The sequence below is a fragment of the Novosphingobium sp. genome, from assembly GCF_037133355.1.
GTDB lineage: Bacteria > Pseudomonadota > Alphaproteobacteria > Sphingomonadales > Sphingomonadaceae > Novosphingobium.
In genome coordinates this window covers 1-7214 of the sequence record NZ_JBAXOI010000042.1, presented here as the reverse complement: position 1 = coordinate 7214, position 7214 = coordinate 1, and the positions used below count along the sequence as shown (strand labels likewise).

7 protein-coding genes and 1 pseudogene are annotated in these 7214 nt (G+C 58.4%); 3 read left to right on the top strand and 5 right to left on the bottom strand.

Annotated features, from left to right (window positions below):
* The coding region (locus tag WCL10_RS20315; protein ID WP_336897463.1) for a recombinase family protein at window positions 1-1633 on the bottom strand (1633 nt) is incomplete at its 3' end.
* Between the two features lie 85 nt (window positions 1634-1718).
* Here WCL10_RS20315 and WCL10_RS20310 point away from each other — a divergent pair.
* On the top strand, window positions 1719-1877 hold the full coding sequence (locus tag WCL10_RS20310; RefSeq protein WP_336897462.1) for a hypothetical protein: 159 nt from the start codon (window positions 1719-1721) through the stop codon (window positions 1875-1877).
* Window positions 1878-1899: 22 nt separating this feature from the next.
* On the opposite strand, the gene WCL10_RS20305 is transcribed toward WCL10_RS20310, so the two are convergent.
* From WCL10_RS20305 to WCL10_RS20290, 4 genes are all read right to left on the bottom strand, one after another.
* On the bottom strand, window positions 1900-2724 hold the full coding sequence (locus tag WCL10_RS20305; protein ID WP_336897461.1) for a hypothetical protein: 825 nt from the start codon (window positions 2722-2724) through the stop codon (window positions 1900-1902).
* The gene (locus WCL10_RS20300) at window positions 2724-3806 is read right to left on the bottom strand and encodes a site-specific integrase (protein WP_336897460.1); all 1083 of its coding nucleotides are present in this window, start codon (window positions 3804-3806) and stop codon (window positions 2724-2726) included. The genes WCL10_RS20305 and WCL10_RS20300 overlap by 1 nt, the downstream gene beginning before the upstream one ends.
* Window positions 3803-5485 (bottom strand): hypothetical protein, encoded by a 1683-nt coding sequence (locus WCL10_RS20295; protein ID WP_336897459.1) that lies wholly within the window; start codon window positions 5483-5485, stop codon window positions 3803-3805. Before WCL10_RS20295 ends, WCL10_RS20300 begins: the two co-directional genes overlap by 4 nt.
* Before the next feature lie 84 nt (window positions 5486-5569).
* Window positions 5570-6028, bottom strand: a complete 459-nt coding sequence (locus WCL10_RS20290; protein WP_336897464.1) for a helix-turn-helix domain-containing protein — start codon at window positions 6026-6028, stop codon at window positions 5570-5572.
* Between the two features lie 46 nt (window positions 6029-6074).
* Between WCL10_RS20290 and WCL10_RS20285 the strand changes: the two are divergent.
* Both WCL10_RS20285 and WCL10_RS20280 read left to right on the top strand, forming a co-directional pair.
* Window positions 6075-6203: pseudogene (locus WCL10_RS20285) on the top strand (integrase core domain-containing protein); the annotation flags it as partial.
* A 375-nt stretch (window positions 6204-6578) separates the two neighbouring features.
* A complete protein-coding gene (locus WCL10_RS20280; protein WP_336897458.1) occupies window positions 6579-7103 on the top strand; it encodes a YbjN domain-containing protein in 525 nt (174 codons plus the stop codon).
* Window positions 7104-7214 lie beyond the last annotated feature (111 nt).

The window sequence follows — 7214 nt, the reverse complement described above, 5'->3', positions numbered from 1 at the left end:
GGGCGCGCCATTTACGAACAAAACCGCTAACGTTCGCAGTCTGGCCGTTCCGTCCAGAAACTGCGTCTGCAAGGGCATCTTTGCGTCCAAAAACGCGGATGACATCGTCATCGACCTCAATGCGATCGATCACGGAGGTGAGATAGGCCTTCCGGGTTTTCACGTCGCCGCAATCAAGCTTGCGGTGCATCAGTTCTGAAAACCTCGCGATCCACGCCTCGTCCAATGCAGGGCCCGTGCCGATGTTTTGCGAGATACGCGCCAGAGATGCTTCGATGACGTCGCGGCGCTCCTTGAGGCTTCCGATCCGCGTTTTGATGTCGTCGTCGAGTTCAATCACTCCATTTTCGATGGCATTGTACAGCCGATCGAGCTTGACTCGGATCTCGTCGCGCTCAGTCTCCAGCACGCGCCGACGCTCAACGACTGTGGCATCTCGGGCAACATGCCGCTGTAGGAGGCCTGACAGGACCTGGCCCATGCGTTCGGGGGTGAAGAGCTGTTGCTTCAACCCCTCGATGACCTTCGTGTCGAGCTGGGCCACCGGCACGTGGCGCCCTTTGCAAACGGACTTCCCCTTTTGCTGGCACGCAGCGCAGCTGTAATAGGTGTAGACCTTGGTGCCACGCCGCGTTCCGCTGCGGGTCATGCCGGCCCCGCAAGAGCCGCAGACGGCAAGTCCCGTCAGCAGTGAAGGCCCGTTCACCACCCGTGGCGGCGTGACCTTGGGGTTGTTGCGCTTGAGACGCTCCTGGACTGCGTTGAAGAGGTCGAGAGCGATGATCTTCGGGATGTCGACCTCGACCACCTCGGCGGGGTCGTGAGGTAGGCCAGTTCGAGAACTGCGGCGCCCGTAAGGCCATTTGCCGGTGGCGTAGCAGCTGTTCGTCAGAATGCCGTGAACGGGCCCCACGCCAAAGTTTGCGCCTTTGCGCGTACGATAGCCGTGGCTGTTCAGCCATTTTGTTACATCTTTCACCCCAAGCGGGCCGCTGCCTTCGGCGCCCTGGTTGTAGAGCTGGAAGATGAGATTGACGGTCTCGGCATCGACCGGATCAACCTCCAGCCGCTTTTTGAGGCGCGCACCCTTCTGCTCCACAGCCACAATGCGATAGCCAAGGGGCGGCGTCGCGCCATTCCAAAAGCCCTGCTTTGCGTTTTCGCGCATGGAGCGGGTCACGTTCTTGCCGTTTTCACGCGAGGTATATTCGTCGAAGATGCCGATGATCTGACGCATCATGTCTTGCGCAGGGTCGCGTCCCGTTGGCTGCGTCATCGACACGACTTCAACGCCGCGCTTGCGCAGTTGGCGGATCGCCATCTCCATCTCAGCGCCGTTGCGATAGAAGCGTGAGAAGGAATGCACGCAGATCACATCGAACCGACGATCTGGCGATTTGGCAGTCTCCATCAGCCGCTGGAACACAGGCCGCTTGTCGTCTGTCGCCGACGCGCCGGGTTCGGTGAACTCGTCAACAACCGTCCAGCCTTGGCTTTCGCAAAAGCGTGTTGTCAGCTCTCTCTGCGAAGGGATCGAGATATCGCCGGCCGCTTGCCGGCCGGTGCTGACGCGCAGGTAGAGCACTGCTCGCTTGGGTGCGGGATTGTTAACGCTGTCGGAGGGGAAGGCCATTTTGGTCTCTCATATGCGGCTTGTGCCAACCGCATTGAGGGCTGGCGGGTTATTGAAGGAGCGGGTGGAGGTCGGCGCCCAAGAGATGCTCCAGGGCTTCAAGCTCGGCGTCACTGATATCCAGATCGCAATCCAGGCCGACCAGTTCGAGACGCAAGCCGTCAGCGACGCGCTTTCGCTCGGCGGCCGTTGGCTCGTGTCGGAAGGCCGGTTCGGACATGCGAACTGCCTGCCTGAGCCATAGGCGCTCGTGATCTGCAAAAGGGTCACTTTCTTGGCGGATGTTTTGCCGGCACCAGGGGCGCTTCCGGACCGTCGGGGATGGCGTCAATGTCGACAGGCCCGATGCTGAAGGTTGGCGCTGGCAAGTCATACCAGGCAGCCCAGCTTGCAAACGCGTCGAACGCACGGCTGCAGGCATCTTCCAAGCCGGCAGTGTCGATTTTGCACGCACCGAATATGTGCGTCGCGAGCAGCCTCAGATGCTGCTTGCTTTCGGGCCGCAGAGGCTGGTTCATGATCGCCTCGTAGTTCTTCATGAGGCAGAACAAGATTGCTTGGCGAGCCGTTTTCACTGGACGACCGCCTGTGTTGCGGGCGTTTCGGTACAGCCAATCGGCGACGGGTTCCTTGATCTGTCGGATGGCAAAAAGCATCGCCGCAGCAGGCATCCCCTCAAGGGCCATCATGCGCTGTTCTGGTCCGGGCTGCCGAGAGTGGGGGGCAGCGAGGCTGTTGGGGGTGGCCCCGGCAACATGTTCGATGGCAGACGCCGACAGAAGCTGTCCCAGATGTCGTGCGGCCGTGGTCTCTTTCAGAGCCTGCTGCGTTTCCATGCTTTTGAGTTCAAACTCCACGGATGCAAGGAGACGATCAAGCTTGAGCAGTTTGCGTTTGGCCACAGCGTGGGTCGGCCGGCGCGCGTTCTCGTCTTCGATCTCATCAACCAAAGCGACCGCCTCAGCGACGGCGCTTTGAAGCGCGTCGAAGTTGATGTCGGCAGTGCCCTTGTCCAACGTGAGCAAGCCGACTGCGAACGACCAACTGTCGGCGGTTGGGCTCATCGCCCGGGCCACTTGCGACCTTGCCATCACACGTCTCCCCGCAGTTTTGAAATCGCCGCAATGTAGCGGCTATGTCCCGCTTGGGCCTTGGCCTTGCGGTAGTATTTTTCGGTTGTCTGGAAGCTGCGATGGCCGAGCAGTGGCGCTGCGATCCGGACAACATCGGGCGCCTCCGTTGCTAGTGTAGAGGCAGCGGCGTCGCGGAACAGGTGGGGGGAGACATGCTCGCCAAAGCGCTTGCGCGTTTGCCGGCAGATGCCATCGTAGATCGCAATGCCTGTCATCGGGGAGCTATGCGCGGAGATCCACAGTGCGGCGCCGGTTGCTTTTTTCCAGCGACCATTGCTTGCAACAAGGGCAGGCCGATGTCGCTCGAGATAGCGGTTGAGATAGGGCACAAGGGTTTCTGGCAAGATCGTTTCGAACCAGGCATGGGTCTTGGTGTCGTCTGGTTTCAAGATAATGAACCACTGTTCCTGCCGCCATACGAGGCTTTCGCCCAGAGACAACTGGGTGAAGTTCTTCCGGCGGATGGGAACGTACGCAAGCAGCGCGATCATGAGGCCGTCCCGAAACTGGCAGGCGGCCTTTACAGTCGTCAGATCGCCGACTTGGTCCATGAGGTCATAGCCAAGTTGGGCGAGTTCATCGCTCATCATGATGCGGTCTTTAGCGCGGACGGGTTTGTGGCGGGCCCGAACGCGTGAGGCTGTGCGGTTGATGAAGGACCAGTCTCGCATTGGTGCCAAAACCCACGCGACCTCGCTCAGCTCTTGGAGACGGCCCAAGATCGTTTGGCTTCCGTTCTCAAGGTCAGCCAGATGTCGGGCATATGCCTTCACCCTGTCTTTTGTAATCCGTGCTGCGGGAGCCTCGTCGAGGCATGCAGGGTCATGGATGCTGCAAAAGGTCAGGAACCGACCATAGCCGCGCTCGGCCTTGTAGTTGGATTGTGCTGAATGGTTTGCCCTTGCGCCGAGGTGGTCGTCGAAAATGGTGCCAGGGGTGAGGGCGTCCGCCCAAGCCAGTCGATCAGCCTCCGGCCAGAGCGCCAAAGGCATACAGCGACGTTCAGGTGCCTTTGTTGGCCCGTAGCGCCCGCCGCTCATGACCGCACCTTTGACTGTTTGCGCGGCGCCACCGGATGCTCGCGGCGCAAGCCATCGATGATGTCGTTGAACAACGTGCTCGCTCGCTGAACTTCCGCGCCCGCGTAGAAGCTGGTCGTGGTGTCGATCCGTTTGTGGCGGAGAACCTGCCGGACGACCTCATATCCTCCCGGCTGCTGATCAAGGAACACCTTGCCGGCAAAATGGCGGAACAAATGCACGTTGAAGGTCAGCCCTGTGAACTTGAACACGGTCTGCTTGATCTGCTCCCCTAGCGTGTGCGCCGTCTTGTGCCCGCCGCCGCGTCCCGGAAACAGCGCGCTTGTGGGCTCATGCTCGAGGTGCTGCCGGTAGTTGACGACGTACCACTTCAGGATCTCCAGCGCATAATCAGGGACCTTGAAGTCGACCGCCTGCCGGTTCTTGGTCTCGGCCTCCGGGATGACCAGGTGCACACTGCTACGCTGTTGTTTGAGATGGCGATGCAGGTCGATGGAGACCAGGTTCGCAATGCGGATCGGAATGGCCTGCAAGATTGCGATCGCCGCAGCGACCTGAGCCAGGACTGCCTTTTGTGCAGGGGCCCGCTTGTCGCGTTCGACATGACGACGGATGGTCTCTGGAAGCTGCAGAAACTCTCCTGCAACCGCGACATCGTCAAAGGGACGCAGGCGCTCGCGGTTTTTGGTGGTCAGGCCTCCTGTCGGCACGGCCACCTTGCGGCACAGGCTTGTGATCTTGCGCTCGTGCTCTTCATCCACCTTGACCATATGGCGCGCGACATTGCGCAGGCACGTCGCCATCTGCGCCACATTGGATGAGGTGCCGCCGCCGGCGCGCTTCATGAAAAAGTGCAGGATCGTTTTGACGTTGTCGATCTCCACAAGGCAGGCAAGCTGTGTGATGGCTGCCGGGTCGACGCCCGAATGCGCCAACGCAGATGCCGCCGCACGCAGCTGATAGGTGCGCGTCGAGATGGTCGCCGGCTTGGCCGGGCGTGCAGGGCCGTCGTCGTCGAGATCAGTGTTTGCCAGTCGGTCCGCATAGGCCTGCACGTCGGCTTCAAACGACGGAGGAAAATATGCGAAAGGGAAGACGTAGATGTCACGCTTCACCGGTCGGGGAACGACTGTCTGGGGCCAGGACGCTGGGTGCAGCGTGGCAGCGCGGTTCCAAGCCCATAAAAAATGATCCCACGCGCTTTCTGCATTCGCCCGCAATCGGTCATTGAGGATGACATAGCGGTAGCGGTGCAAGTCGTCCAACGTCGTAGCGTCTGGCAGGATGCCTTCACGGCTAAAGTAGCGGGCGCCAGCCGACAGCTTGCGCCGCATAGAGTGAGGCAAAGCCTCGAGAAGCACACGCCATTGCGGTAGCAATGGCGCCGTGTTGCGGCTTGGATAGGTCCTGCCAACAAGACTGACGGCTCGCACGATGCCCGTCTTCACGTTGCTCCACCGCCCCTTGGAAAGGCCCAGCGCCAAATAGGAAAGGCCCTCAAGCTTGCGCCGAATGGAGGCGGCATCGGCAGGCACATTCCTCGGTGTGACCCCCAGGGCTTTGCAAAAGGTCATGACCGCACTGCGCGTGTCACGTTTCTGGATCGCAGAAAGCGATGCGGCTTCCAACGCCGCGAGGGCATCGGCCAACGTTGGTTTGCGGCTATCGTGATTGGGCATGGAACTCTCGTGAGGACAAAGGCGGACAGGGGTGCTTGTTCGTGAATGGATACACTAAACAATGAACCCCGTTCTGAAGTGGACCTATTCACGACACGCTCCTGCTTTCTCGGAAGCCGGTGGCAGACTGGTCAGCATCGCCATGAGTTGGGAGCGTGCGATCCGGACGGCTCTGCCGAGCCGTTTTGCAGGCAGGCGACCAGCTTTGATCATGCGGGAAACGGTGCGCTTCGAGAGGCGCAGAAACTGGGCGACCTCGGCCACGGTCATCCACTCATCGGCAGCGAGAGGCGTTGGCTCGGCGCATGCAGCTGCACCGATCTGCTTCGGTGCAACGAGCGCCCACGCGGGCAAATCAGCGGGGTCTGACCTCTTGATGACACAAGAAGGGTCGCTCTGAGTAGGGCGACGCAGAAGGGGTGTTTGGGGCATGGCGTATACGACCACGGTCATCTTCAGCGGGCAAAGGCAGAACCGTCGGTATTTTGGCATAGGTTTTGCGCCGAAGCCGGCATCGAAAGACGCGTAGGCCGTCATGATCATCGAGCTGACCAGCACGGTGATCCTGCGGTGATCACAGTAACGCGACGTGTAATGGCATTACATTGCCCCGGGCAGGCCACAGTAGAACGGGTTTATCAAGAGCTTCAACCCCCGGCAGCGCGACGAGTGCCTAAATGGGAGGCTGTTCACCTCACTGGCCCACGCCAGATCGATCCAGGCCGCCTAGAAGCACGACTACATAACCATACATATGCCACACTCGGAACTGGGCGGACGCACCCCCGCCGAGATCGCTGGCCATCGTGATTGGGGGCATGCCCCAGCCACGTCGCCGTCACTTCAACCATTAGCCATCAAAGCAAAGGACCCTATTTCTGATAGGCGCCATAAGGGGCGCACGTCACTCTGCCTCCTCGAGAAATAAATTAGATCCAGAAATGGCTACGATTCAAGAATGCATGACAGTTGGCGCTGCGATCTAATTTTGGCATTCTAGCGACTGCTTTCATTTCTCTTTCAGGGTGTGGTAAAGCTCGATTGCGATGGACACTTAAGGGTGCCACATGAGGTACGTCGAGGAGTCACGATAATGGCAAAATCTAAAAAACATCCATACCAAGCCCTATTGGAAGACACTATGGCCGCATGGCTATGGGAAGATGAAGTTGAATATAATGAAGACGGCAACTTCTATCATATTAGTACATTATATACCGTAGACAAAACGTCGGGGTATCGCATGTTCTTAGAGGCCTATGTTTCTTCTGGACTTATTAAATTCTACCTCTACTCACCAATGTTGATACCTGAAAAGCGTTATAAAGACGCTTGTGTTGTACTGAATCGCCTGAACAAAAATATTTATTGTGGAGCCCTCGACCTTTCGGGTGAAAGCGTTCGATACATCCAAACTGTAGACGTTGAGGGTTTTGCTCCGGAAGTTCAGTTGATTTCTAATATTCGGAATGCAGCAGGAAATGCATTTCGCCCTAAAATTGTAGAAGCTTTAGGAGTTCTTGCATTCACGAAATTATCAGTAGAAGACATCATTGCTCAGTACGAGGCGCCAGAGGAAAATGGTGACGACGACGGAGATCTGCCCGAGGAGCTTTAAATATACTTGAATCCCGGGCGCATTCTAGAAAAAATGTGAATAGTTCTTCATGATCTCGCCCGTTGCCCGTATTTTTTTGTCCTCGACGTTCCGGGATTTCGGCGAGGAGCG